Source organism: Aeromonas sp. 1805 (genome assembly GCF_013085525.1).
GTDB classification, from domain to species: Bacteria; Pseudomonadota; Gammaproteobacteria; order Enterobacterales; family Aeromonadaceae; genus Aeromonas; species Aeromonas hydrophila.
Map to the genome: position 1 here is coordinate 2671087 of NZ_CP038515.1, position 23464 is coordinate 2694550.

The 23464-nt window shown below is 61.9% G+C and carries 26 protein-coding genes, 1 tRNA gene, 1 pseudogene and 1 other annotated feature; of the genes and pseudogenes, 22 read left to right on the forward strand and 6 right to left on the reverse strand.

Going from position 1 to position 23464, the window contains the following annotated elements:
* Positions 1 to 157 precede the first annotated feature (157 nt).
* Positions 158 to 508: a helix-turn-helix domain-containing protein gene (locus E5E96_RS12620; RefSeq protein ID WP_171282291.1), complete on the forward strand. Its 351-nt coding sequence runs from the start codon at positions 158 to 160 to the stop codon at positions 506 to 508.
* 412 nt (positions 509 to 920) lie between these two features.
* On the opposite strand, the pseudogene E5E96_RS22545 reads toward E5E96_RS12620, so the two are convergent.
* From E5E96_RS22545 to E5E96_RS12640, 5 genes and pseudogenes are all read right to left on the reverse strand, one after another.
* A pseudogene (locus tag E5E96_RS22545) lies at positions 921 to 1499 on the reverse strand (hypothetical protein); the annotation flags it as partial.
* Complete coding sequence (locus E5E96_RS12625) at positions 1496 to 2485, reverse strand: YqaJ viral recombinase family protein (RefSeq protein WP_171282292.1); 990 nt, start codon at positions 2483 to 2485, stop codon at positions 1496 to 1498. The pseudogene E5E96_RS22545 and the gene E5E96_RS12625, both read right to left, overlap by 4 nt.
* Before the next feature lie 94 nt (positions 2486 to 2579).
* On the reverse strand, positions 2580 to 3530 hold the full coding sequence (locus tag E5E96_RS12630) for a DUF932 domain-containing protein (RefSeq protein WP_171282293.1): 951 nt from the start codon (positions 3528 to 3530) through the stop codon (positions 2580 to 2582).
* Between the two features lie 209 nt (positions 3531 to 3739).
* Positions 3740 to 3816, reverse strand: a tRNA-Arg gene (locus E5E96_RS12635).
* 50 nt (positions 3817 to 3866) lie between these two features.
* The gene (locus E5E96_RS12640) at positions 3867 to 5021 is read right to left on the reverse strand and encodes a flagellar assembly protein FlgT (protein ID WP_016349806.1); all 1155 of its coding nucleotides are present in this window, start codon (positions 5019 to 5021) and stop codon (positions 3867 to 3869) included.
* 194 nt (positions 5022 to 5215) lie between these two features.
* On the opposite strand from E5E96_RS12640, the gene E5E96_RS12645 reads away from it, so the two are divergent.
* Together E5E96_RS12645 and E5E96_RS12650 are read left to right on the forward strand one after the other, a co-directional pair.
* Positions 5216 to 5836, forward strand: coding sequence for a FlgO family outer membrane protein (locus tag E5E96_RS12645; RefSeq protein WP_016349807.1), 621 nt, complete (start codon positions 5216 to 5218; stop codon positions 5834 to 5836).
* A 15-nt stretch (positions 5837 to 5851) separates the two neighbouring features.
* A complete protein-coding gene (locus E5E96_RS12650) occupies positions 5852 to 6283 on the forward strand; it encodes an LPP20 family lipoprotein (RefSeq protein ID WP_011705018.1) in 432 nt (143 codons plus the stop codon).
* A gap of 98 nt (positions 6284 to 6381) precedes the next feature.
* Here E5E96_RS12650 and pheA read toward each other — a convergent pair whose 3' ends face one another.
* Positions 6382 to 7554, reverse strand: a complete 1173-nt coding sequence (gene pheA, locus E5E96_RS12655) for a prephenate dehydratase (protein ID WP_011705019.1) — start codon at positions 7552 to 7554, stop codon at positions 6382 to 6384.
* A gap of 38 nt (positions 7555 to 7592) precedes the next feature.
* Positions 7593 to 7727 (reverse strand) — a sequence feature (Phe leader region).
* A gap of 169 nt (positions 7728 to 7896) precedes the next feature.
* On the opposite strand from pheA, the gene E5E96_RS12660 reads away from it, so the two are divergent.
* The 19 genes from E5E96_RS12660 (at position 7897) to hcp (ending at position 23406) form a co-directional block, all read left to right on the forward strand.
* Positions 7897 to 8496 (forward strand): HAD family phosphatase, encoded by a 600-nt coding sequence (locus E5E96_RS12660; RefSeq protein ID WP_171282294.1) that lies wholly within the window; start codon positions 7897 to 7899, stop codon positions 8494 to 8496.
* A gap of 25 nt (positions 8497 to 8521) precedes the next feature.
* Positions 8522 to 8800, forward strand: a complete 279-nt coding sequence (locus E5E96_RS12665) for a DUF6482 family protein (protein WP_016349810.1) — start codon at positions 8522 to 8524, stop codon at positions 8798 to 8800.
* A 45-nt stretch (positions 8801 to 8845) separates the two neighbouring features.
* Positions 8846 to 9718, forward strand: a complete 873-nt coding sequence (locus E5E96_RS12670) for a hypothetical protein (RefSeq protein WP_060388723.1) — start codon at positions 8846 to 8848, stop codon at positions 9716 to 9718.
* A gap of 95 nt (positions 9719 to 9813) precedes the next feature.
* The gene (locus tag E5E96_RS12675; RefSeq protein ID WP_113995980.1) at positions 9814 to 10362 is read left to right on the forward strand and encodes a DUF3157 family protein; all 549 of its coding nucleotides are present in this window, start codon (positions 9814 to 9816) and stop codon (positions 10360 to 10362) included.
* 183 nt (positions 10363 to 10545) lie between these two features.
* Positions 10546 to 11175, forward strand: a complete 630-nt coding sequence (locus tag E5E96_RS12680) for an outer membrane beta-barrel protein (protein WP_171282295.1) — start codon at positions 10546 to 10548, stop codon at positions 11173 to 11175.
* A 172-nt stretch (positions 11176 to 11347) separates the two neighbouring features.
* The gene (locus E5E96_RS12685) at positions 11348 to 12292 is read left to right on the forward strand and encodes a DUF523 and DUF1722 domain-containing protein (protein WP_171282296.1); all 945 of its coding nucleotides are present in this window, start codon (positions 11348 to 11350) and stop codon (positions 12290 to 12292) included.
* Positions 12293 to 12355: 63 nt separating this feature from the next.
* Positions 12356 to 13243, forward strand: a complete 888-nt coding sequence (locus E5E96_RS12690) for a MerR family transcriptional regulator (protein WP_171282297.1) — start codon at positions 12356 to 12358, stop codon at positions 13241 to 13243.
* A complete protein-coding gene (gene phrB / locus E5E96_RS12695; RefSeq protein WP_171282298.1) occupies positions 13240 to 14661 on the forward strand; it encodes a deoxyribodipyrimidine photo-lyase in 1422 nt (473 codons plus the stop codon). The genes E5E96_RS12690 and phrB overlap by 4 nt, the downstream gene beginning before the upstream one ends.
* Before the next feature lies 1 nt (position 14662).
* Positions 14663 to 15091, forward strand: coding sequence for a nuclear transport factor 2 family protein (locus tag E5E96_RS12700; RefSeq protein WP_171282299.1), 429 nt, complete (start codon positions 14663 to 14665; stop codon positions 15089 to 15091).
* Positions 15088 to 15825 (forward strand): SDR family NAD(P)-dependent oxidoreductase, encoded by a 738-nt coding sequence (locus E5E96_RS12705; RefSeq protein WP_171282300.1) that lies wholly within the window; start codon positions 15088 to 15090, stop codon positions 15823 to 15825. Before E5E96_RS12700 ends, E5E96_RS12705 begins: the two co-directional genes overlap by 4 nt.
* Entirely contained in the window at positions 15822 to 17081 is a 1260-nt protein-coding gene (locus tag E5E96_RS12710; protein WP_171282301.1) for an NAD(P)/FAD-dependent oxidoreductase, read from the forward strand. Before E5E96_RS12705 ends, E5E96_RS12710 begins: the two co-directional genes overlap by 4 nt.
* Positions 17078 to 17860: a DUF1365 domain-containing protein gene (locus tag E5E96_RS12715; RefSeq protein ID WP_171282302.1), complete on the forward strand. Its 783-nt coding sequence runs from the start codon at positions 17078 to 17080 to the stop codon at positions 17858 to 17860. The genes E5E96_RS12710 and E5E96_RS12715 overlap by 4 nt, the downstream gene beginning before the upstream one ends.
* The gene (locus E5E96_RS12720; protein WP_171282303.1) at positions 17860 to 19116 is read left to right on the forward strand and encodes a cyclopropane-fatty-acyl-phospholipid synthase family protein; all 1257 of its coding nucleotides are present in this window, start codon (positions 17860 to 17862) and stop codon (positions 19114 to 19116) included. Before E5E96_RS12715 ends, E5E96_RS12720 begins: the two co-directional genes overlap by 1 nt.
* Before the next feature lie 2 nt (positions 19117 to 19118).
* The gene (locus tag E5E96_RS12725) at positions 19119 to 19598 is read left to right on the forward strand and encodes a DUF2878 domain-containing protein (protein WP_171282304.1); all 480 of its coding nucleotides are present in this window, start codon (positions 19119 to 19121) and stop codon (positions 19596 to 19598) included.
* Positions 19595 to 19813 (forward strand): TIGR02450 family Trp-rich protein, encoded by a 219-nt coding sequence (locus E5E96_RS12730; RefSeq protein ID WP_011705034.1) that lies wholly within the window; start codon positions 19595 to 19597, stop codon positions 19811 to 19813. Before E5E96_RS12725 ends, E5E96_RS12730 begins: the two co-directional genes overlap by 4 nt.
* Positions 19770 to 20321, forward strand: a complete 552-nt coding sequence (locus tag E5E96_RS12735; RefSeq protein WP_253264626.1) for a chalcone isomerase family protein — start codon at positions 19770 to 19772, stop codon at positions 20319 to 20321. The genes E5E96_RS12730 and E5E96_RS12735 overlap by 44 nt, the downstream gene beginning before the upstream one ends.
* Positions 20321 to 20878 (forward strand): DUF3833 domain-containing protein, encoded by a 558-nt coding sequence (locus E5E96_RS12740; protein ID WP_171282305.1) that lies wholly within the window; start codon positions 20321 to 20323, stop codon positions 20876 to 20878. The genes E5E96_RS12735 and E5E96_RS12740 overlap by 1 nt, the downstream gene beginning before the upstream one ends.
* Positions 20879 to 21001: 123 nt before the next feature.
* The gene (locus E5E96_RS12745; protein WP_011705037.1) at positions 21002 to 21469 is read left to right on the forward strand and encodes a Dps family protein; all 468 of its coding nucleotides are present in this window, start codon (positions 21002 to 21004) and stop codon (positions 21467 to 21469) included.
* A 287-nt stretch (positions 21470 to 21756) separates the two neighbouring features.
* Positions 21757 to 23406, forward strand: a complete 1650-nt coding sequence (gene hcp, locus E5E96_RS12750; RefSeq protein ID WP_041217225.1) for a hydroxylamine reductase — start codon at positions 21757 to 21759, stop codon at positions 23404 to 23406.
* Positions 23407 to 23464: the final 58 nt, after the last annotated feature.

A 23464-nucleotide genomic window follows, 5' to 3' on the forward strand; every position in this document is an offset into this window, starting at 1 on the left:
ACTCCTGTTGGTAGTAAGTCGTAGAGAAGGGGATAACCCTAGTCCGGTTAGATAGGCAAAAAATGCCCAATGGCAACCTTTTGGGTTGATCCTCACCTTTTGTGGTTCTTCATGTCAACGAGTCCACCCCCAACCATAGGGGTTGGTTGGAGGACTTATGACAGATATCAACTTTGAGCAGTTAGCAAAGAACGTGGGCAAGGCTATTGGGCGTCAGCGTAACCAGGCCGGGTTTACCCAGGAGCAGGTGGCTGAACACCTCAATATCGGGATGGAAGCGGTCTCGCGGATGGAGCGGGGGATTGTGGTGCCGACCGTAGTGCGACTGGCTGAGCTCGCTCAACTGTTTGGTTGTGAGCTGGCGGACTTTCTGCGCGAGACCAGCAACCGCCCGACCGAGCAGGGCATTGTGCTGAGCCAGCAACTGGCCCGGCTCGATGATGCTGACCGGACCCTGTTGCTGGAAACGGTAGAACGGTTGGTGGAGCGGTTGGCGTGTCCCCGTTGATCACCCGCCATTCACTGGGGGAGGATGGGCTCCCTTTCCCCAATTTGTTGGTGAGTGGACTCCTTCTTGGTTGTGGCCTCTGTGGCGCTCTGGTTGCTTGGCTTTGCGGTGCGTTATGCGAGGCAACCTCCACAGCCCCTACGTTTCCATTCGCCGTATCGTCGCTGTTTGCTTCGGGATAGAACTCCTCCAGCAACATCGGCACCTCTTCATCGATATCCTCAAATTGGCCATTGCGCAGCAGCTCGCGAGCGGCTTGTTCCATCTGGTCGATGGCGAGCCCCGCCTCTTGGTCACGCTGGACCGCCTCCTGTGCTTGCCTGACTGCCTCCGTTAGGTTGGTTTCTTCCCGCAAGGTTAAATCCACGTAGTAGACCGGTGTGCGGTAGGACTGGGTGGTGCTCTTGGCCCGCAACCGCAGGGTGAGCGGCAGATAGCGGGTATGGCCCCCGCTCACAGCCTCCAGGTACTTCAGTCGAGCCGCCAGGGTGCGTACCGAGTTGTAGCCGGTGGTGCGGAAGATAAAGCTACCCAGCTCATCCCCTTGCCCCTCCACAAACAGGTTCAGTCGTCCGTACAGCTTGCAACCCTGTTGGCCTGCAAAGGTGCAGCGCTCAGGTCCAGGGCAGCTGACCTCCTCTATGCCTTGTGCCCCCACACGTCTTGCCACCTCCCCATTCCCGACACAGAGCGGCCTGCCGGTTTGCCGGTCAAACGCGCTGTATTCCGCCCGTAGATTCAAGTCGCTATCGTTGAACAGCACCCGCACCGGAATGGCGCGGATCTTGGTTTGTTCCTGCCCTTGGCCACTCTTTTGCGATGAGTAGTGTTGATGCAGGGGATGGAGTAACCATCCCCCTTTTTGTTGTACCTGGGTGGTGAGGGTGAAGCTGTCGTCCTTCTCCGGCACCCACTTATCCTGTTTTTGCACCAGCTTGCCGATGCAGATCCGCCCGATCACGGGCGGGGTAATTGCCAGTCCTTTGATCATGGTGTTTGCCTCAATGGTTGAATGGTGAAACGGCGCACGCCGGGCACCGGTTTGGCATAACGGGTGAGCAGGTCGGGATGATCCTGACCGAGCTTATCCAGATCCGGTGCCAGCCGGTCTTTGCTGCGTTTCCAGGTGATCTTGCCGTTGGCAAACAGCCCGGCAGTGGCTTCACCTAAGGTGGCTTGCAGCCGCTGCTTGAGCTGCGACTCCTGCAGCTCGACAGCTTCCTTCTGCTGACGCAATCGCAGTAGCTCGCCAAACAGCTGGTTGAACTCGGGCGAATCGGAGAGATCCACCGTCTGGCCATCGTCACTCGGAAACAGCCAGCTCAGGGCATTGGCTGCATCACTGGAGCCGTCAGGCTCAGGCTGCTGGTCTTGTTGCACCATCTGCCAGAACAGCGCTTCCCGCTCGGTGAGATCCTGGATCTTCTCTTCGTCACGCTCGATGCGATAAATCCGGAAATCCTGGCCGCCGATGAGCACTGCCACTTCGGCCCAAGCATGGCCGGTGACGGCCAGTTGATGCAGTACCTGACACTGGTAAGCCACCGGCACCCCTTCCTCCCACTGGGGGGCGCTGTGATAGCTGGCGGTCTTGATCTCCAGAATACCCGGCCCATCGGGATGGCCGACTACCTCTCGGTCGAGGTTGGCGAGCATGAAGGGTTGCTCGGGGTGTTGCAGTACCGCATTGACCCGGCGCACCTTGTAGCCGGTGCGTTTGGCGTAGACCTGCGCCAAGACTGGTTCCAGCTCGATGCCCCACAGCACCGCTTCCTTGTGGGAGATATCTTCCGGCTCCTTGCGACCGGTCTTCTCCAGCCACAGGCTGAGCGGACATTTGTAGGGGGAGAGCCCCACTGCCACGGCGGCATCGGAGGAGCCAATGCCGAGTTTGCGGATAGCAAGCCACTGCTCGCGGGTTAACTGGGTAGTAGAGGCCAGCCGCAGGGCTTGGCCGTATTTGGCTTTTGCTTTCATGACGACTCCTTGTTGACGGCATAAATGGCTACGCCCGGATTGGCTTGCGCCAGTCCGGGTGAGGTCGTTATGCGGTTTGAATGGGGAAACGGAATTACTGCAGTAGGGTGAGAGCTTGATTCAAGGCTTGGGATTTGAGTTGGGCGCCCTGACCAAACCAGGCGGAATCGAGCCGGTGATCCTGGCTGCGAGCACGGCGATGGTGATCCACGTATTCCGTTACCGCATTGACCAGCCCCCAGGCGGTATTGCTGGAACTGGCAAGCTCTGAGCCCATACCCGCGCCCTGATAGAGCTCATGCAGCCGTTGTACCGGTTTGGTGAGAATGATGCTCTCCTCATCCAGTGGTTGCGCCAACAGGTCGCTGAAAAAGTGCAGCGCCTCATCGGGGGCGACGGGCCGCTGTGCCAGCGCCTTGGTCTGTGCCTTGAACTCATCCCAATGAGAGAGCCCTAGCCCGAGCGACTCTTTGACGGCAGCAGCATCGAACTGAGTGGAGTGAGGCACCTTGATGGCGCCGGAAGCACCGCGCAGTGCCATCTGCAGGGTGTTGTTGCAGACCACCCGTAGAGACGTGAACTGCGCCGTGGTGCAGAGCGTGCCGTCGCAGCTGGTCGCCAGCAGCAGATAGGATTTCACCAAGTCATTGCCTTTGAGTTTTAGATCCTGGCCGGTCTTAGCCAGTGCCCACAGCTTGCGGCCGCCTTTGAGCGAGCCTGCGGTCTCTAGCTCAAAGCCACCGGCTTCCACCAGGTCTTGATAGAAGTGCAGCACCTCGTGAGGCTGTACCACGTTGTAGCGGCTTGAGACCACCGACAGGGGGGCGAGGGTATCGGAACGATAAAGTACCTTGCTGTCGCTGTAGGGGCGGATATGTAGCGCATCGGAGGCGACGTTAAACATCACGTCGCTCTGCTCGATTGTCCAATCCATCCCGGCTGCCTGCAGCCAGATATCGAGGGATTGTTGCGGTGGCAAAACATTGCCAAGGCCATGCCAAGGGGTTTGGCCAGTGTAGGCCATGGTGTCGATCAGGTGAGCCATGAGAGATCTCCAATGAAAAAGGGACTGCACAGAGCAGTCCCTTGGGTAGGTTCATGGAGATAATATATATCTGAAATTAATTGAAATGAGACTTATTTGCTTCTCTGATTTCTAGCTATGGAATGCGCGCTGTGGTACCCCGTGTGGTACCCCAGGCTAAAAACGACCAAGGGGTTGGCATCGTGATGATGCCAACCCCTTGTTTTGTATGGCGCTCCCGACTGGAGTCGAACCAGTGGCCTGTCCCTTAGGAGGGGACCGCTCTATCCTACTGAGCTACGGGAGCATTGTGGCCGGCATTATACAAGAAGCCGCTCCCTTTTAAACCCTTGATTCTTATTCCAATACTGCCAGATCCCCGATCTGGATGTTAAACGGCGAATATTTGTTCTGACTGCTGATGATGGCGCCATCCTCGAACACCTGCACTACTTCGAACAGGCCATCGGCGGGGTTGCGCATCATGCGAGACTTGCCGTAGGGGTCGATGAAATCGGCATCGTGCTGGATGCGGAACTGATCCCCGAGCCGGACGCCGTTGCGGCGGCCCAGATTGATGTGGGGGCCGCGCTCGTTCTGGCCGACCACCCGGGCGGTGACCGGGGCGCAGCTGAGTTGGGCCACCAGATCCTGTACCGCTTCCTGCAACTGGTAGTTGACCTCCTGGCCGTAGCTCGACTGCCAGAACTGGCCGCTGCTGCTGCCCACCTGATCCCGCTTGGCAAAGGTCCAGTTGGCCCGGCCCTGGTACTCCTTGCGGCCGAGCAGGCTGCCGTTGATGCCGTCGAACAGATAGAGCTGCATGCGAAAGTTGCGGATGGGATCTTCATACCAGCTGGTCAGCTGGTTGCCCTGCGGCTCGAGGGAGAGATCGTCGATGCTGCCGAGCACCAGATACTGGCTGTCGGTGCGCAGGCTGAGCGCCTTGATCTCCTCGAGGGCGCTGCGATCCCCCTGTTGCAGGTGGAGCGGGTCGATACGCAGGTTTTCGTCCAGCCACTGGCGTACGGCCACCCCTTGTGGCGCGTTGGCCAGGGCCTCGAACATGCGGCGTGACAGGTTGGCGGGCATGTCGTCGAGGGCGCCGTAGCTCGCCTGCTCGGGGTAGCGCAGCCGCAGCCGTACCAGCGTCAAATCCTTGGCGTAGTGCTGGGTCTGGCAGATCTGGCGTTCGGCCTGGATGTCGGCCTGCACCGTGATATACATGCGACCGTTGCGCACCTCTTCCCGCTTGAGCCGATACTGGCGAATGTCGCCGCCGGAGCGGATCTGGATCTGCTCGGAGCGCAGGCTGCCGTTTTCCAGGCGCTGGATGCTGGAGACGGCGGCGCCGCTGGCCAGCAGAGCCTGCCGCAGGGCATCGCGGGTCGCCTGCTCGCGGGCGTAGACCTCGTCTCCGCCCAGGATGGCGGCACTGCCCTGCGCCTCGATGATCTCGGCCCGGGCCGACAGACTGGCCAGCAGCAGGGTTAACAGCAGCGGTAATTTCATGACAAGCACCTTGAATATGCGGGTCGGCGCGATTCACCCCTGTCGAAGCGAGGTCGCCGGCCGATACAGATCACAGAACCGTGCCGGTTGCACAGCACACGCGAATATTTAGCAAGATCCATGCCTCATTCCCGGCTCAAGCTTTGGCCGGTCGAACCGATAACAAATCAGGTGCAGATACAGGAAAGGTATCCATGAACAAACTCATCACGGCGTTGGCGCTCGCCCTGGCATTGGCCGGCTGCGGCTCCGACCCCATCAACCGGGAGCAGGGTGATCCTCGCCAGGCGGCGCAGGGGATGGAACTCAACTGGTTGGTGGCGCGCATGACCGATCAGCTGATGGAGCGCAAGTCGCTCTCCACCCTGACCGAACCCATTGCGGTCTCCTCTTTCGTCGATCTCGATACCCTGCAGGACACCAACTGGATGGGGCAGCAGATCGAGGAGAGCTTTATCTATGAGCTGAACCGGCGCGGGGAAGTGGTGGTGGACTTCAAGCTGACCGGCAGCATCAAGGTCACCCCGCAGGGGGACTTCGTGATGAGCCGCAACTATCGGGATCTCTCCCCCCGGCTACCCATCTCCCGCATCCTGACCGGCACCTTCAGCCGCAACAAGCAGGGGATCCTGGTCAATGCCCGCATCATCGACCTGCGTACCAAGATGGTGGAGACCACGGCCCAGAGTTTGATCCCGCAAAAATACCTGTTCGGTGCCAACAATTCGTTTGGCCGGGCCTCGATCAATCGCGGTTACCTGATGCGTGACAGCCAGGCGCGTCCCGGCGGCCATCTGGTCAACCTGACGCCCTGACAAGGAGTAGATGCAATGAAAATCCTGTTCGGATGCCTGCTGGCCCTGCTGCTGACGGCGTGCAGCGGCGGCAATCGGGTGGTCAACTATGGCGGCGGCAACAACAAGCCGGATGATTTCCCGGTGCTCAAGGCGGTCGGTTACGCGGTGATCGACATCCAGCCCGGTCCGTCCCAATCCGAGAAGATGCTGCAGGCCATCCGCGCCTCCAAGATGGATGCCTATCGCGAGCTGGCGGAACAGCTCAACGGCCAGCAGGTGCGCGGCCAGAGCAGCTACAAGGACTTGACCCAGACCTCCAATTCGCTGGACGTGTCGGTAGCCGGCATGGTGCGTGGTGCCAGGGTGGTGGCCTCTTATCCCCGTGGCAACACCTATGCCACCGAGATGGAGCTCGATACCCGCGCCCTCTACAACATCAACCAGCTGATGGCGGGCCAGTTCTGACGACGTATCTCAGGCGAATGGACAACAAAAAGGCGACCCCGGATGGTCGCCTTTTTCATTGGCGGTGTCGGCCGCCCAGCCTGGCTGATCCGCGTTGGCTAGTTGCCCAGCAGTACCGGCGGCACGGCGGTCGGTTTGACATCTTCGCTCGGATAGCAGCCCAGCACCTTGATGTAGCGGGTGATCTTGGTCAGCTCCATCAATGCGGCCTGCATGGCCGGGGTCTGCAGGTTGGCGGAGACATCCAGGTAGAACATCTCCTCCCACGGGTTGCCCTGCACCGGACGGGACTCGAGCTTGGTCATGTTGATCTCGTTGCTGCGCAGCACCAGCAGCGCCTCCACCAGCGAACCCGGTTTCTGGGAGGTGGACATGATGAGGGTGGTCTTGGCCGGGATCTGCGGTGCCACGTCGATGGGTTTGCGCGCCACCACGATGAAGCGGCTGTAGTTCTCCTTCTGGTTGGCCAGCTGCTCGGCCAGCACGTCCAGCCCGTACAGCTCGCCGCCAGCGGCGCTGCCGATGGCCGCCGCCTCCGGGCTCGCCAGTTCCTTCACCTTCATCATGGCGCTGGAGGAGGAGTCGCAGATCTCGTGGCGTGCCCCTTCCAGCTTGCTGAGGTAATGGGAGCACTGCTGGAATACCTGCGGGTGGGCATAGAAGGTCTTGATGCGGCCCAGTTCAGTTGGAACGGCGGTGAGGATGCAGTGCTCGATGGGGTAGGTCAGCTCACCGACGATGGAGAGGCTGGTGTGCTGCATCACGTCGTACACCTCGTTGATGGAGCCCGAGCTGGTGTTCTCGATGGGCAGCACGCCGAAGGCGGCACGGCCCGATTCCACCGCATCCAGCACCTCGCGGAAATTCTGGCAGTTCACCTCGATCACCTGATCCTTGTAGCGGGCCAGGTACTTGCGGGCGGCGAGACTGGAGTAGGAACCGCGTGGCCCCAGATAGGCGACGCTGGTCATCGGCTCCTGCTGCTCCGGGTTGAGCAGGCTCTGCAGATAGGCCTGCTGGGAGAGCACGGAATCTTCGATGATGGTGTGGTAGATGCGGGTGATGTACTGGGCGTCCAGCCCCAGCACACGCCCTTTCTGGATCAGGGCGACCAGCAGATCCTGCTCGCGCTGGGGATCGCGGATCGGGCGCGGGTTGGCCTGCTTGGCGCGGGCGACCTCGATGCTGAGGGTCTTGCGTTTGGCCAGCAGGGCGAGCAGCTCCTGATCCAACTGGGTGATGTCTTGTCTGATCTCGTCGAGCGTTGCCATGATGGTTCCCTATCCAAGTAATCGATTGTGGTGGCTGCAAAAAAAAACCTCCGCTAGGGGAGGCTCGATTCGTCTTTGCTTTCTGTTTACGCGAGTGCTTCACGTGACGACGGGCCTTCCCTCATGAGGGCCGGATAAACGAGAAAGCAAAAAAGAATGGTGCGTGCATGAGTGTGTCCTTGAGGTAACGCCATAACCATTAAGGGATTTGACCGTGCGATGCAAGTAAAACTTGCCCGGGGGAGGCGAACGGGGCAGGGTAGGGGCGTGAGCCGGCGGGGGAAAAACCGGGTAAAACGGACCCGCTTGCTGTCGTAATGAGGCAGATAGCTGGAGGTGAAGATGGCGATTATTTTCGATCTGGGACGGGTGGTGGTGAGCTGGGATCCAGTCGGTATCGTGCGCTCGGTACGCGGGGAGCAGGGAGCTGAGCAGTTGGCGGAGCGGCTGTTCAACCACCCGGACTGGCTGGAGGTGGACCGCGGCACTCTCTCACTGCACACCATGGCCCGCCAGGCCGAACATCGCACCGGGCTGAGCGCCGCCGAAAACCTGGCAATTTTGCAGGCAGTGCCCGCCTCGCTGGTGCCGGATCCCGCTATGCTGAGCCTGATAGAGAGCCTGCATGGGGCGGGTCATACCCTCTACGCACTCTCCAACATGGGGCATGCCAGCATCGACTGGCTGGAGCAGCATCAGCCCTTCTGGCGTTTCTTCAGCGGCAAGGTAGTGTCGGCAAGGGTACGGATGATGAAGCCGGAGCCGGATATCTACCGCTATCTGCTGGTGTCGTTCGACTTGCAGGCCGAGCAGTGCCTGTTCATCGATGACAGCCCGGCCAACGTGACTGCCGCACAGGCATTGGGGATCGGCGGCCTGGTGTTTACCGATGCATACAGTTGTCGCCAGCAGCTGATGGCGCAGGGTTACCTGCCCGCCTGAATGGCAGGATGTAGAGGGAGAGGGTATGGAGCATGGCCGGTTTCGCAATTGGCTCAGTCACTATCCGGATGCGGGGCTGCTGATCGCCTGTCTGGATGGCAGTGGGTATCAGCTCTGTGTCGAGGTTGACGGCGAGATGCAGTGTCTCACCGACAGCGGAGGGGGCCGGCTGACCTTTGCCTCCCTCGAACAGGCGGAGGGATTTCTGCGCATGCATCAGGTTCATCAGGCGAAACTTCGGATTTATGATGCTCAGCTGGATGAAAATGAAACTAATTGGCATGAAATTATCATTAAATTCTGATTTATCCCTGCCCTTTAAGGGTTTATTCAGGATTGTTGCAGCACAATGGCGCCCAATTCATCATCCGGTGCCGTCGTTATGGATGCCAATATCGTTGTGCTGAATCGGGGATACGATCAGACCTTTCAGACCAGGGAACAGTCACTTATCGAGACCCTGGCTGGCTACGGCGAACTGGCGGTCTCCTTCTCCGGTCGACTGGAATCCTGCTACAGCATGGATCTGTGCCGCGCCAGCGGTATCCGGATCCGGGCCATCACCCTGGACAGCCCGACCCGCAGTCGCAAGGAGGTGGCGCGCGCCAAGCGCTACTGCCAGCGTTACGGCATCGAGCAGCGGGTGATCAAGACCGATGAGATGATCTTCTGCGATCACCTGCGCCACCTCAACGAGGTGATCGACCCGGTGCGCTACATCTGCCACCTCACCGCGCTGGAAACCGACTGGAGCCACCTGCCCATGCTGCTGCCGGCGCCGGTGGAGGAGCTGCAGGAGTATCTGCGCCGTTTCGGCAGCCTGCCGACCAATACCCTCTGGCTGTTTGCCAAGCAGGGCATGACCCACAGGGACTTTCGCTACGGCTTCAACAAGCGCCAGCTTGGGCGCTGGGGCAAGAGTGCCCACGGCTGCCTGAGCTACCGTTTCTCCGACCCCGAGCTGGTGGAGCGCCGTCATCTGCGGATGGTGGACATGGCGGAGCAGATGCTGGCCGACATGGGGCTGGAGGAGGCGCAGGTGTTCTTTCATACCCTCGCCGATCGGGCCACCACCCTGGCCCGGGTGCGGGTGCCGGACCGGCTGCGGGCCCAGGCCTTCGATCTGCAGCCGGATATCCTCACCGCCCTCAAGAGCACGGCCTTCGATCTGGTGACGCTGGACATGGCGGCGGAAGAGGAGCGGCAAGAGCTGGTGGTCTAGGCAACCGAGGGCAGGAACGTGAGTGCGGTCATAGGCAAGCCGGAGCGGACTCTTTATACTGACGCCCTTTTCCATCGACGCCGAGTCATCACCCTATGAAACCCTTGTCCCGTCTGCTGGTTGCCCTCTGCCTCTCGCCCCTGCTGGTGCAGGCCGCTCCGCTCACCCAGGTGACCCTGCCAGATGGCCGTCAGGTGCAGCTCAACGATGACTTCACCTGGGAATACCTGCTGCTCAAACCCGCCGCCGACGGCAGCGCGGTGCAGGGTTCGGTGGCCGTGCCGGTGCTGACCGAGCAGGCGATGAGCAACCCCGAGCTGCTGGCTCAGGCCGTCAAGGACGGGATCGGCGTCAAGCTGGCCAAGGTGGAGGGCTCGGATCCTCTGCAACTGCAATTCATGGTGAGCAACACCGGCACCCGCAACGTGGTACGGGTGCGCGGCAGCGTCACCCTGTTCAGCGAGCAGGGGGCCCAGCTGGTCAAGCAGGAGGCCCGCTTCTGGGTCGGCGAGAACCGTCTGCCGGAGTCCTATCTGCGCAAGGGGCAGCAGCGCCCCTCCATGGTGCTGGAGGTACCGCGTCCGGCCGGCCTCACCGGCAAGCCCCTGGTGCGGGTCGAGATTGAGGAAGTGGAGTTCCGCTGATCCCTCATGCAACAGGCTCCTTCGTGGAGCCTGTCTTGATTGTTAACCCGGTAACCACCTGCAACAGTTGCTTACATCTGACATGGTTTGGCAACAGCTTGCCGCTCGGCATTTCTCCCCGCCCTCTGCACAATGACCCCATTCCAGCTAGGTCCCAACTAGCTCAACGATGGAGTCATCAAAATGAAAAAAGCTGCACTTTCAGTTCTGGTTCTGGCCGGTTTCGCTTCAACTTCCGCTCTGGCTGAGGATGCCTTCAGCTACGCCAAAGGTGGCCTGACCTGGGCGCACACCAAGTCCGATTACATCGGCGGCAAGGATAGCAACAACCGCGATTTCGGCGGTCTGAACCTGGACCTCTCCAAGAGCTTCGGTTCCAACTTCTACGGTCGTCTGGGCAGCGAGTACACCTCCCGCAACGATGGCAACGACAGCATGGGCATCTCCAGCCTGGGCCTGGGTGTCTACACCCCGCTCAGCACAGGTCTGAACCTGTATGGGGAAGCGGGCCTGATGGGTTACACCATGGAGCGTCAGGTGGCTGCCAACGTCAAAGACAGCGGCTGGGACGTGATCACCCGCAAGAGCAGCGGCAGCATGTACGGTGAGGCCGGCCTGCGCTACGACATCGGCGCGGTCGAGCTCTCCACCGGCTACCGCTACGCCAACATGACCGACGACATGCACGATTTCAAAGTGGGCGCCGCCTACAAGGTGAGCCAGAACCTGGCCCTCACCGCCGACTACACCTACCGCAAGTGGGACCTGCAACAAGGCTCCATCACCAGCCTGGGTGTGAAGTACAGCTTCTAATCATCCTTCCTGTAGTGTCTTCATTTTTACCCATGACTTCGGTCATGGGTTTTTTCATTTCCGGTTGATCCACCCTTCACCCTTGTGTCGTATCAGTCCGCAATAGTTATACAACTTCCAATTTTTTGTATAACTGCTATAACTGTTTCAGACTTATACGAGGAGTGATGATATGTACAAGATCAAGGTCGGTATCAGCGCCTGCCTGCTGGGGCAGGAGGTACGGTTCGACGGGGGTCACAAGCGTTCCAGCTTCTGCGAGCGTGATCTCGGTGCCCACTTTGACTATCACCCTGTCTGTCCCGAGATGGCCATTGGCCTGGGGGCACCCCGTGCCGCCATCCGGCTGGTGAAGCGCCACGGCGAGATCCGCGCCGAGGCGAGCAACGGTAACTTCGATGTCACCGACCAGCTCATCGCCTTCAGCGAGCAGAAGGCGCGCCAGCTCGACTTCATCTCCGGCTACATCCTCTGCGCCAAATCTCCCAGCTGTGGCATGGAGCGGGTGCGGATCTATGGCGCCAACAACGAGGGGAGTGCCAAGGAAGGGATCGGCCTGTTTGCCAAGGCGCTGATAGAGGCCAATCCCCTGCTGCCGGTGGAGGAGGATGGCCGCCTGTGCGATCCCATCCTGCGGGAAAACTTCGTGCTGCGGGTCTTTGCCTACCACGACTGGCAGCAGCTCTGTGCGCGCGGCATCACCGCCTCTGCGCTGATCCGCTTCCACTCCCGCTACAAGTATCTGGTGCTCTCCCACGCCACCACCCACTACCGGGCGCTTGGCAAACTGCTCGGCAATCTGGCCAAGGCCGACCTGCAGCAGGTGGCCGACAGCTACATCAAGGGGTTGATGGCGGCGCTGACTTTGCGGGCCAACCGACGCAGCCACACCAATGTGCTGATGCACCTGCAGGGCTACTTCAAGCGGGTGCTGACCCCGGCCCAGAAGCAGGAACTGTGCGACACCATCGACAAATACCGTACCGGCGTATTTCCGCTGCTGGTGCCGCTCACCCTGATCCGCCACTACCTGCGCGAATACCCCAACCCCTATCTCGCCGAGCAGGTGTATCTCAATCCCCATCCCGACACGCTGAAACTGCGCTACGGGCTCTGAATATCCGGTGCGGGCCCCGGCGGATGGCCGGGGCCTCTCCCTCAACCTTTGCTGGATGCCGTTATGTCTGATTTACCGCACGCCGCTTCTCTTTCGCCGGAGGAGGGGATCTACCCCATTCGCGAGGTCTCCCGCCTCACCGGCGTCAACGCCGTGACCCTGCGCGCCTGGCAGCGCCGCTACGGGCTGGTGCAGCCGGCCCGCACCGAGAAGGGCCACCGCCTCTACAGCGAGCAGGACATTCGCCAGATAGGCGAGATCCTGAGCTGGCTGGAGCGGGGAGTGAGCATCGGGCAGGTGAAGGGGCTCCTGAGTGAACCCCAGGCCCAGCCGGTGAGCGATCACTGGCAGCAAACCCTGGAGCAGTTCAGTCAGGCGCTGCTCGCCTTCAACCAGCGCAAGGCGGAGGCCGAGCTTAACGACCTGCTGGCGAGCTACCCGTTCGAGCTGGTGCGCAGCCGGGTGCTGCAGCCACTGGTGGAGCGGCTGCTCGGGCTGTGGCGCGAGCGCCCCGATGGCGAGCTGCTGCAACAGGTGTGGCTGGGTTGGCTGCATACCCGCTTTGCCCGCCACCTCATCGAGCAGGAGAAGGGCATGCCGGTCACCTTGGCGAGCTGGGGACAGGTCGGCCCGCTCGATCTGGTCTGGGCCGCTTACGAGCTGATCGGTCAGGGCCATGAGGTGCAGCTGCTGGGGGCGGTGGAGCCGCGCCATGCCAGCCTGCTGGAGGGGCGCGCCGTCACCCCCTGGCTGGTGTTGCTGGGGGCCGGCCTTGGCAAGCAGGAGCTGGCCGCCGGCTGGCCGGCCGGTACCCGCTTCTTTGGCGAACTGGGGCGCCTCTACGATGGCGAGTGGCTGCAAGCCCACGGCTGGCAGGCGAGCCTTGCCGAGGCGATGGCGGGTAGGCCTGCGGCGGGTGGTGCCGGCGGGCGCGGGAGGAAAAAATCATGAAGCTGGTCTGGTTTCGCAATGATCTGCGTCTGGCCGACAACCCAGCGCTGCGGCATGCCTGCGCCGGTGATGGGCCGGTGGCCGCGCTCTTTATCCTCTCTCCCACCCAGTGGCGGCAGCACAAGCTGGCCCCCATCCGTCAGCGCTTTGTGCTGGCGCAGGTCGATGTGCTGGGGCGCGAGCTGGCGGCGCTCGGCATCCCGCTCCATCTGCTGCGGGTAGAGACCTTTGCCGAGGTGCCGGCGGCGCTGGCAGAGCTTTGCCACGAGCTGGGTGTGACCCAGCTCTACGCCAATCAGGCCATCGAGATCGACGAGCAGCGCCGGGATCAGGCCGTCAGCGCCGCGCTGGCGGAGCAGGCGGTGGGTTGTCACTGGCTCAACGGCTGTTGCGTATTGCCGCCAGGGCGGGTGCTGACCGGCTCTGGCGAGATGTTCAAGGTTTTCACCCCCTTCAGCCGCGCTTGGCTCAAGGCCCTCGACGAGGATGGTTTCGTCATTCATCGCGCGCCCACTGCCCGTGGTGAGCCGCTGCCGTGGCAGCCGCTGGCGGAGCGGCACTTCGTCGATGCCGCCCTTGGCGAGCTGACGGCAGACCCCCGCTGGCCGGTGGGGGAGGCCGAGGCCAGCCGCCGTCTGAATGACTTTCTGGAGCAGGCGGTGCTCGACTATGGTGAGACCCGGGATTTCCCTGCCATCGCGGGTACCTCCGTGCTATCCCCCTATCTGGCTGCCGGCATCATCAGCCCCCGTCAGTGCGTGGCGGCCTTGCAGCAGCGGCTTGGCTACCGGCCCCAGTCGAAGGCTCAGCCCGGCTTTGTCTGGCTCAATGAGCTCATCTGGCGCGAGTTCTATCGCCACCTGCTGGTGCTGATCCCGACCCTCTCCATGAATCGGCCCTTCAAACCGGAGACCGCAGCGCTGCCGTGGATCTGGGACCCGGATGCCTTTGCCGCCTGGTGCGAGGGACGTACCGGCTACCCCATTGTCGATGCGGCGATGCGCTGCCTCAACGCCACCGGCTGGATGCACAACCGGCTGCGGATGATAGTGGCGAGCTTTCTCACCAAGGATCTCCATATCCACTGGCGGCTCGGGGAGGATTATTTCATGAGCCGACTGATCGACGGCGATCTGGCGGCCAACAACGGTGGCTGGCAGTGGGCGGCGGGGACCGGCGCCGATGCGGCGCCCTATTTCCGGGTGTTCAACCCCACCACTCAGGGGCAACGGTTTGATCCGCAAGGGGAGTTCATTCGTATCTGGGTCTCTGAGCTGGCTGATCTGCCTGCCGCCTATCTGCACCAGCCCCACGACTGGTTGCGGCTCAAGGGGCGGCACGATTATCCGGCTCCCATGGTGGACCACGCCGTTGCCCGGGTGAGAGCCATCGAGATGTTTCGCGCCCTGGAGAAATAGCATGGATGAGTCGCTGGCCCGCTTTGTGGCCCTCTATCAGCAGCTAAGCAGAGACGAGCTGCACCGTTTGCCCGAGGTCTATGCAAACGAGGTGGTCTTTACCGATCCTGCTCACCGCATCGAGGGGCTGGCGGCGCTCACCGACTATTTTGCCGTCCTCTATCAGCGCCTGGCCTACTGCCGCTTCGTCATCACCAGTCAGCTGCTGCAGGGGCGTCAGGCCTGGCTCGGCTGGACCATGACTTTCTCTCATCCAAGGCTGCGTGGCGGTGCGCCAGTGACTGTGGAGGGGGCCACCCGCCTCGAGTTCGATGCGGCGGGCAAGGTGTGCCTGCATCGCGACTACTTCGATCTGGGCGCCATGCTCTACGAACAGTTGCCGCTGATAGGCCCCCTGGTGCGTACTATCAAGAGGAGGCTGGGCGCATGAGCGGCGGCCGGGTGCTGATCACCGGTGCCACCTCCGGCATCGGCTTTCAGCTGGCACTCGATTATCGGCGCGCCGGCTGGCAGGTGTGGGGTTGCGGGCGCGATGGCGAGCGGCTGCTGGCACTGGGTCGCCACGGCATCACGCCGCTGCAGTTTGACGGGCGCGATGCAAGCGCGGTGAGCGAGGCGGCCGCCGGGTTGCCGCGGGTCGATCTGGTGATCCTCAATGCCGGCAACTGCGAGTACATGGATGTCGCCGAGGGGTTTGACGGCGCCCTGTTTGCCCGGGTCATCGAGACCAACCTCGTTGCCACCGGTCATTCCCTGGCCGCCTTTTTGCCGCTGCTCGGGGCGGGCGGACGCCTTGCCATCGTCAGCTCGTCGGTGAGCTGGTTGCCGCTGCCCAGGGCCGAAGCCTATGGCGCCTCCAAGGCGGCCCTCGATTATCTGGCGGATACCCTGCGCCTCGATTTGGCCGGCAAAGGGATCGGCGTGACCCTGATCCGCCCCGGCTTTGTTCAGACCCCGCTCACCGCCAAAAATGATTTTCCCATGCCCTGTCTGGTGACGGTGGAAGAGACTTCCCGCGCCATCATGGCGGGGCTCATTGCCGGTCGTCACCAGATCCACTTTCCCCGCCGTTTCATCTGGCTGCTGCGCCTGCTTGGCGCGCTGCCGGTGGGGCTCTGGCTGCGTCTTGGCCGCACACTCGTTTCGAAAGGACGCCCTTCATGAAGAAAAGGATCGCCATCGTTGGCTCCGGTATTTCAGGTCTGACCGCCGGTTTTCTGCTCCACAAGCTGCACGACATCACCCTGTTCGAGGCGGCGCCGACCCTGGGCGGCCACACCGCCACCGTCGACGTCCACCAGGCGGGGCGCAGCTATGCCATCGACACCGGCTTCATCGTCTTCAACGACCGCACCTACCCCAACTTCCTGAGGCTGCTCGAGCGGATCGGGGTGGCGCGGCAGCCGGCCGAGATGAGCTTCTCGGTGAAAAGCCCGCAGGGGCTGGAGTACAACGGTCACAACCTGGATACCCTGTTTGCCCAGCGCAGCAACCTGCTGAGCCCCCGTTTCTACGGCTTCGTCGCCGAGATCCTGCGCTTCAACCGCGAGGCACGGGCCTGGCTGGCCGATGGTCAACATCAGGGCGAGGGCCCCGAGCTGACCCTGGGGGATTTTCTGCAGGTGGGGGAGTTCAGCGACTACTTCGCCCGCCACTACATTTTGCCGATGGGGGCCGCCATCTGGTCGTCGACCCTGGCCGATATGCGCGCCTTTCCGCTGGGCTTCTTCCTGCGCTTTTTTGCCAACCACGGCCTGCTCGAGGTGGCCAACCGGCCCCAGTGGTACGTGATCCCCGGCGGCTCACGGGAATATATCGGCCCGCTGACGGCCGGCTGGCAGGCTCACATTCGTCTGGCCTGTTCGGTGCAGGGGATCCGGCGCCAGGTGGACGGGGTGCTGATCCAGAGCAGCTACGGCGAGGAGCGGTTTGACGAGGTGATCCTCGCTTGTCACAGCGATCAGGCGCTGGCGTTGCTGGCGGATCCGGGCGAGCGGGAACTGGCGATTCTCGGCGCCATGCCCTATCAGGCCAACGACGTCTGGCTGCACACCGATGTGCGCTGCCTGCCGGTACGCCGCAAGGCGTGGGCCAGCTGGAACTATCAGCTGGGCGAGGATGACGGGGCGCGGCCGTTGGTGAGCTACAACATGAACATATTGCAGGGGGTCAGCTCGCCGCAGCCCTTCTGCGTCAGCCTCAATCCCGAGGGCAAGGTGGACGAGAGTAAGGTGCTGCGCCGCTTCGTCTACCACCATCCAGTGTTCAATCAGGCCTCCATCGCCGCCCAGCAGCGGCGGGCCGAGATCTGCGGCCAGCAGCACACCCACTTCTGCGGCGCCTACTGGTACAACGGCTTTCACGAAGACGGGGTGCGCAGCGCGCTGGACGTGGCCAGACGGTTCGGGGCCGAGCTATGAACGGCGCCACCGTGGCCACCGAACATGAGCGATCCGACGAACTGGCGGGCGTCACCAGCGCTATTTGGCAGGGGTCGGTGCGCCACCGCCGCTTTGCACCGCGCGCCCATGCCTTCTCCTACAACCTCTTTATGCTGGGGCTGGATCTCGACGAGCTGTCACAACTCGATCGCGGGCGCTGGTTCGGGGTGGAGCGAGCAGGGCTGCTCTCGTTTCACCGTGACGACTATCTGCGGGGCAGCGAAGGGCCGCTCAAGCAGGCGGTGTGGCAGAAGGTGAGCGAACTGGGTGGCGATGCCGAGCCCGAGGGGCGGGTGCTGCTGCTTGGCAACGTGCGCTGTTTGGGCTTCTACTTCAGCCCGGTCAACTTCTACTTCTGCTACCGGCAGGGAGAGGCGCGCTATCTGCTGGCGGAGGTGTCGAACACCCCCTGGAACGAGCGCCACTACTACCTGCTGGATCTGGCGGCGCTGGCCCCCCATGACAAGGATTTTCACGTCTCTCCCTTTATGGGGCTGGCGATGCGCTACCACTGGCGCATTCGTCCGCCCACGCAGGAGACACTGATCCACATCGAGAGTCATCCCGTATCCGGGGAGGCCAAGCTGTTTGACGCCACCCTGGCACTGCGCCGGGCACCGCTGTCGCGCAAGGGGCTGGTGGCCCTGCTGGCCCGCTGGCCCTGGATGACCATGAAGGTGCTGCTCGGGATCTACTGGCAGGCCCTGCGTCTTTTTATCAAACGAATACCGATTTTTACCCATCCGGAGAGCCGCTAATGGAACTTGCTCAATCAACCCTCTCTGCCTCTTTCATCGACAAGGGGGCCAGGCAACTGCTGCTCAATCTGCTGGATCGCCTCGAACATGGCCAGCTGCTGCTGCGGGATGGCGCTGAGCGTCACAGCTTTGGCGTGGCGGGCACCGATCTGCACGCCGAGCTGGTGGTGCAGGATCCGGCCTTCTACCGCCGCCTGCTGCTGGGGGGCAGCATTGCCGCCGGGGAAACCTGGGTGGAGGGGCTCTGGACCAGCCCGGATCCTGTGGCACTGGTGCGCTTGCTGGCCCGCAATCTGACCCTGCTCGATTCCCTTGAGCGGCGTTTGGGCTGGCTCAGCTTCCCGTTCAACAAGGTGCGTCATTGGCTCAATCGCAATACCCTGACCGGCTCGCGCTCCAACATCGCCGCCCACTACGATCTCGGCAACACCCTATATCAGGGTTTTCTCGACAGCCACATGCAGTACTCGAGCGCCATCTATCCCCATGCCGAGGCCAGCCTGGAAGAGGGGCAGCAGGCCAAGCTGCGCACCATCTGCGAGCGGCTGGCACTTGGCCCCGACGATCATCTGCTGGAGATCGGCACCGGCTGGGGCGGCCTCGCCGTCTATGCGGCCCGTCACTATGGCTGCCGGGTGACCACCACCACCATCTCCCGGGCCCAGCACGATTACGCCAAGGAGTGGATTGCGCGGGAGGGGCTGGGGGATCGCATCACCTTGCTGCTGGAGGATTACCGCAAGCTGGAGGGCACTTACGACAAGCTGGTCTCCATCGAGATGATCGAAGCGGTGGGCCACGCCTTCCTGCCCGACTATTTCCGCCAGCTGTCGCGGCTGCTCAAACCCGGTGGTCGCCTGCTCATTCAGGCCATCACCATCGCCGACCAGCGCCATGCCCAGTATCTGCGCGGGGTCGATTTCATCCAGCGTTACATCTTCCCCGGTGGCTGTCTGCCGAGCGTCTCCCAGATGGCGGGTCTGCTGGCGCGCGAGACCGACATGCAGCTGGTGCGGTTGCACGATCACGGCCATCACTATGCCCGCACCCTGGCTCACTGGTGCGATCGCTTTCTGGCGCTGGCGCCCGAGCTGCCCAAGCTCGGTTACAGCCAGGATTTCATCCGGCTGTGGCACTTCTACTTTGCCTACTGTGAAGGGGGCTTCTGGGAGCGCACCATCAGCCTGGTGCAGCTGGAGGCGGCCAAACCGGGCCCACTCGGCTGGAGTGGGGATCTGCCCGTCGGCGGTCGCTGATCATGTGGCAGTGGGCCCATCTGCTGGGGTTCAACCTCTACTGGTTGCTGGCGGTGAAGTGGCAGCAGCCGGGCCCGCTGCTGGCACTGCTGCTGCTTCATTTTCTCTTCTCTCCGCGCCGCTGTCACGACTGGCGGCTCATCCCGGTCGCTCTTGCCGGCAGCCTGCTCGATGCCTTGCTCTGGCAACTCGGGCTGTTTTATTTCAACACCGGTTTTCCGCTTTGGCTGGTGCTGCTCTGGTGCGGTTTTGCCCTGACCCTCTCCCACGGTCTGCGCTGGCTGCGGCCCTTGCCGCGCTGGCAGCAGGGGCTGTTTGGCATGGTTGGGGGGACCTCCTCCTATGTGGCGGGAGCCGCCATGGGGGCAGTACACTTACCTTGGGGCATCGGGATCAGTGCGGCACTGCTGGCGGTGATCTGGATGTGGTGGTTACCCGTACTCCTGTGGGTAACGGTCAAGCTGGAGGGTGAAGCGAGATGAACACCTTTTCGACCGACACCTTGTTGTTTTCCAAATGGACCAAAGAGAGCCGGCACGAGCTGACCGAGCGTTTCTATCTGGTGGTGGCCTGTCAGCGCGACGCGCAGGGGCAGCTGCAGCAGGTGGTGATGCAGGATATCAACACGCTGCTGGAGCAGGAGATGGACTGGCATGAACTCGAAGACCCCGCCCATTGGCACATGGGGTGGAATTAGCCTGCTGCTGGCAGGTTTGAGCCTACCGCTGACCCCTTACGCCCAGACCGGGCAAGCCCTGGTTACTCCCTGGCAGCAGCTGCAGCCGGTCGGGCGCGGCGAGATGAGCTGGCTCTGGTTCAAGCTCTATGACGCCACCCTCTACAGCGAGAACGGCCGCTATCGGCCGGGTCACTATCCTCAGGCACTCAGCCTCACCTACGCCAGAGCCATTCAACGGGACGATCTGTTGAGCGCCACCGCCGCCGAGTGGCAGCGACTGGGGCTGGGCAGCGAGCAGCAGCGCCAGGGCTGGCTTGGCCAGCTCGCCGCGCTCTGGCCCGATGTCCAGGCGGGTGACCGGCTTACCTTCTATGTCGACAGGGGCGGCGCGGGCCATTTCTGGTGGCGGGACAAGCCGCTCGGCACCCTCGCCGATCCGCAATTTTCGGCGGCCTTTCTTGCCATCTGGCTGGCACAAGGGAGCCGTGATCCGGCGCTGACCCGCCGCCTGCGAGGAGAGCGCTGATGCAAAAGGGATTCATAAAATACATCCACGCCTGTCGCTACCTGCTGTTGTTGCCACTCTTGCTGCTGGCTGGTTGCGGCAGCAGTCTGGAGGATTATCGCGGCCAGGGCCCTGAATGGGATCCCGCCCGCTTCTTCAATGGCAAGCTGACGGCGCACGGTCTGGTGACCGATCGCAGCGGCGAGGTGACCAGCCGTTTTCGAGTGGAGATGCGCGGGCACTGGCAGGGGGACAAAGGAGAGCTGTTCGAGCAGTTCTATTTTGATGACGGGCGCCAGCAGACCCGCACCTGGTTTTTGAGCAAGGGGGTGGATGGTCACTGGCGCGGCACGGCGGCCGACGTGGTGGGGGAGGCGGTAGGCAAGACGGCAGGCTTTGCCCTCAACTGGCGCTATCAGCTCGATCTGGCGCTGCCTGACGGCAGCGTGGTGCGGGTGAGTTTCGATGACTGGATGTATCTGCTGGATGAAAATCGCCTGCTCAACCGGGCTGCCATCAGCAAGTTCGGCATCCAGCTGGGGGAGGTGCTTCTCTACATCGAGCGGCAGCCTGAATGAGCCGCCTAGCCAGGCAACTGCTGGGATGATAGCCGCACGCTATCAATCAGTTAGATCTTAACTATTACCTTTTGAGTCTGATGAGTTCTAAGATGACCAAGTCGTCAAATCTGGAGGTGAAACATGAAGAGTCCGATTGGTCTTGATACCGTTCAATCACAAGCGTTGGCCGCCGAGCTGAACAAGTTGCTGGCCAGCTACCAGATCCTTTACATGAATGTTCGCGGCTTCCACTGGAACATCCGCGGCAACCAGTTCTTCGAGCTGCACCTGAAGTTCGAAGAGATTTACAACGACCTGCTGCTGAAGGTCGATGCGCTGGCCGAGCGCATCCTGACCCTGGATGGCGTGCCGCTGCACAGCTTCAGCGACTACCTGAAAGTTTCCGCCATTCCCGAGCAGAAGGGGCTGCACGATGGTCGTGCCTGCGTCGAATCGCTGCTGGAGAGTTTCCGCGAACTGCTGGTGGCCCAGCGCCGCATCCTGGGGCAGGCCGCCGATGCCGGTGATGAAGGGACTGCGTCCATTCTCTCCGACTATGTGCAGCAGCAGGAGAAACTGGTCTGGATGCTGCGCGCTTATTTAGCCTGATAGCCAATCATGCCGGACGCTGCGAAGCATGCCGGCTTGATGAAGCGAAGGGCTGGACCTGCCTGACCAGATGCCAGCCCAGCCCGTTCCATTATCGTGTTCTGTTGCAAACCTGAGTTGTCTCTCCTTTTATCCACCCGCTTGCCGCCCTGTTTGGGCGGCTTTTTTGTTTTTGATCTGCATCAATGAAAATTGAATTGGCAAATCGAATGCCTATTAAGTTCTGAGCCGTAGGAATAGAATCGCCACAAAACAAACAACTGAAATGTCCAATTAGGAGAGGCATGATGTTTTGTGTGCAATGTGAACAGACAATTCGTACCCCGGCAGGCAACGGCTGCGCCTATGCACAAGGTATGTGCGGCAAGACGGCTGAAACCTCGGATCTGCAGGATGTGCTGATCTATACCCTGCAGGGGCTCAGCGCCTGGGCGCTGGCCGCCCGAGAGCACGGCATCGTCGACAGCGAGATCGACGCCTTCGTGCCCAAGGCCTTCTTTGCCACCCTCACCAACGTCAACTTCGACTCCGCCCGCATCGTGGCCTATGTCAACCAGGCGCTGACCTATCGTCAGCAACTGGCCGCCAAGCTGGCACCGCTGGCGGTGCAGGCCGACACACTGCCCGCTGCCGCCCGTTTCGAGCCGGGTGCCGATCTGCTGGCCCAGCTGGCCCAGGCGCCGCAGACCGCAGTCAACCGTGGCAAGAACGAGGTCAACGAAGACATCATGGGGCTGCGCCTGCTCTGCCTCTACGGCCTCAAGGGCGCCGCTGCCTACATGGAACACGCCCGGGTGCTGGATCAGCAGGATGCCGGGGTAGCCGCCGAATTCCATCGCATCATGAGCTGGCTCGGTACGGATCCGAGCGATCTGGATCCGCTGTTCAAGTGCGCCATGGACATTGGCCTGCTCAACTTCAAGATCATGGAGATGCTGGATCTCGGTGAAACCACCGCCTTCGGCCATCCGGAGCCGACCCAGGTTCGCGTCACTCCGGTTCCGGGCAAGTGCATCCTGGTCTCCGGTCACGACATGGTGGATCTCAAGCTCATCCTGGAGCAGACCAAGGGCACCGGCATCAATGTCTACACCCATGGCGAGATGCTGCCAGCGCTGGCCTACCCCTTCTTCAAGCAGTACCCGCACCTGGTGGGCAACTACGGCTCTGCCTGGCAGAACCAGCAGAAGGAGTTTGCCAACTTCCCGGGCGCGGTGGTGATGACCTCCAACTGCATCATCGACCCGAACGTGGGCAACTACTCGGATCGCATCTTCACCCGCTCCATCGTCGGCTGGCCGGGCGTGACCCACCTGGAAGGGGAAGATTTCTCTGCCGTGATCGCCAAGGCGCAAGCGCTGGAAGGCTTCAAGCACGTTGAGCTGGAACACTTCATCACCATCGGCTTTGCCCGCAACGCCCTGATGCAGGCCGCCCCGGCGGTGATCGACAAGGTCAAGGCCGGCGAAATCAGCCACTTCTTCCTGGTCGGTGGCTGTGACGGCGACCGTGCCGAGCGCGCCTACTACACCGAGTTTGCCAAGGCGATCCCGCAGGACAGCCTGCTGCTGACACTGGGTTGCGGCAAGTACAAGTTCAACAAGCTCGACTTCGGCGACATCGGCGGCATTCCCCGTCTGCTGGACGTGGGTCAGTGCAACGATGCCTACTCCGCCATCCAGTTGGCGCTGGCGCTCTCCGAGGCGTTCGAGTGCGGCGTCAACGATCTGCCGCTGACCCTGGTGCTCTCCTGGTTCGAGCAAAAAGCCATCGTCATCCTGCTCACCCTGCTGGCGTTGGGTGTGAAGGACATCCGTACCGGCCCGACTGCTCCGGCCTTCCTCACCCCGGCTCTGCTCAAGGTGCTGGAGGAGCAGTTCGGTCTGAAAGGAACCACCACGGCCGAAGCCGATCTCGCCGAGATCCTGGCGGCCTGAGCGGCGCCACATCTGCCTTACACGCTCAGCATGTTGTAAGCCTTTGGCGAGCCTGATG